Source organism: Kineococcus vitellinus (assembly GCF_009906315.1).
In the GTDB taxonomy this organism is placed as follows: Bacteria; Actinomycetota; Actinomycetes; order Actinomycetales; family Kineococcaceae; genus Kineococcus; species Kineococcus vitellinus.
On the sequence record NZ_JAAALL010000473.1, the window covers coordinates 1 to 2,062 of the forward strand.

2 protein-coding genes are annotated in these 2,062 nt (G+C 75.2%); both read right to left on the minus strand.

Annotated elements, in window-relative coordinates; genetic code table 11:
• Positions 1 to 172: 172 nt before the first annotated feature.
• Complete coding sequence (gene mgrA / locus GTQ99_RS22565) at positions 173 to 1,213, minus strand: L-glyceraldehyde 3-phosphate reductase (protein ID WP_166617911.1); 1,041 nt, start codon at positions 1,211 to 1,213, stop codon at positions 173 to 175.
• Positions 1,210 to 2,062, minus strand: an 853-nt coding sequence (locus GTQ99_RS22570; RefSeq protein WP_166617912.1) for a zinc-binding dehydrogenase, incomplete at its 5' end; no start/stop codon positions are given. The genes GTQ99_RS22570 and mgrA, both read right to left, overlap by 4 nt.

A 2,062-nucleotide genomic window follows, 5' to 3' on the forward strand; every position in this document is an offset into this window, starting at 1 on the left:
CGCTGGGCGCGTGGCCCGCGCGCGATCACCGGGGCGTCGTCCCCGGGTACGGTCCCCCCTCCACCTCCCGCAGTAGCCGGGAGCGGCCGGCGTCCCCCGGGCGGTGGAGGTGCGCACGTCGAGGCGGTGGGGCGGTGGGGCGGCGCGGACGCCGGCCCACCGCCCGCGCGCCTCAGGCGCCGGCGTCGCCGGCTTCGCGCACCTGCGCCCACAGGTCGACGCCGGAGTCGACCGCGAACTCGTCGATGGCCCGCAGCTCGTCGGCGGAGAACTCCAGGTTCGAGACGGCGGCGACGTTGTCCTCCACCTGCCGCACCGAGCTGGCCCCGATGAGCGTGGTGGTGACGCGCTCGTCGCGCAGCGTCCACGACAGCGCCAGCTGCGCCAGCGTCTGCCCGCGCCCGGAGGCGATCTCCTGCAGACCGCGGATGCGCGCCAGCGTGTCCTCGGTGAGGATCGAGGGGTCCAGCGACTTGCCCTGCGCCGCACGGGAGTCCTGCGGGATCCCGCCGAGGTAGCGGTCGGTCAGCAGCCCCTGCGCGAGCGCGGTGAACGGGATGCAGCCGACGCCCTCGGCCTCGAGCACGTCGAGCAGGCCCGACTCGATCCACCGGTTGAACATCGAGTACGAGGGCTGGTGGATGAACAGCGGGGTGCCCAGCTCGCGCAGGATCCGCGAGGCCTGCAGGGTGCGCTCGGGGCCGTAGGAGGAGATCCCGACGTAGCGCGCCTTGCCGGAGCGCACGATGGCGTCGAGCGCGCCCATCGTCTCCTCCAGCGGCGTGTCCGGGTCCGGGCGGTGGTGGTAGAAGACGTCGACGTGGTCCAGGCGCATGCGGCGCAGCGACTGCTCCAGCGAGGCCACGAGGTACTTGCGCGAACCGCGGTCGCCGTAGGGGCCGGGCCACATGTCCCAGCCGGCCTTGGAGGAGATGACGAGCTCGTCGCGGTACGGGCGGAAGTCCTCGTCCATGAGGCGCCCGAAGTTCGTCTCGGCGGCGCCGTAGGGCGGGCCGTAGTTGTTGGCCAGGTCGAAGTGGGTGATGCCCAGGTCGAAGGCGCGGCGGGTGATGTCGCGCTGGGTCTGGAACGGCTTGTCGTCGCCGAAGTTGTGCCAGAAGCCCAGCGAGAGGGCGGGTAGCTCGATGCCGCTGCGCCCGCAGCGGCGGTAGGGCATGGACGCGTAGCGCCCGGCGTCTGCGGTGTACGTCACGGCGCGATCCTGTCAGACGCGCTGCGCCCGGACGCGGCCCCGCCGGAGCCGAAGCGCACCAGCACCTTGCTGCTGCCGGTGGAGCGGTCGGAGGCGACGCGCACGGCCTCCACGGCGTCGGCGACGTCGAACTCGTGGGTGATCACCGGGGACACGTCGACGCCGGCGGCCATCGCGGCGACCGCCTCGTCGATCTCGTCGACGAAGCGGAAGGAACCGCTCCAGGTGATCTCGCGGGTGACGAGGTCGCCCAGCGCCGCCGGGGCGGGGGTGCCGGGCAGGTTCCCGACCTGGACGATCCGCCCGCCGCGGGCCGTGGCGGCCAGCACCCCGCCGAGGGCCGCCGGGGCCCCGGAGGCCTCCACGACGAGCTCCTCCTCCTGCGGCAGCCGCTGCCCGGCCGACAGGTCGACGGTCTCGTCGGCGCCCACCGCGCGGGCCACGGCCAGCGAGGCGGGCGCCACGTCGGCGGCCACGACGTGCGCGGCGCCGCGGTGCTTGAGGGCGGCGACGACCAGCGCGCCGACGGGGCCGCTGCCGTTGACCAGGACGCGGCGGCCGGTGACGTCGCCGAGGCGGCCGACGGCGTGCAGGGCGACGGCGAAGGGCTCGGCGAGGGCACCGACGCGGGTGCCCACGCCCTCGGGCAGCGGGCGCAGCTGCTCCACCCGCACGGCCTTGAGCTCGCACATGCCGCCGTCGGTGTGCGGGTCGAGCATCGCCGAGCCCCAGTAGCGCACCTGCTCGTGCAGGTTGGTGCGCCCCGCCAGGCGCGCGGGCAGCGCGGTGCCGCCGACGGGGGTGGCCGGGTGCACGGTGACGGCCCGCCCGACCTCGACGCCCCGCTCC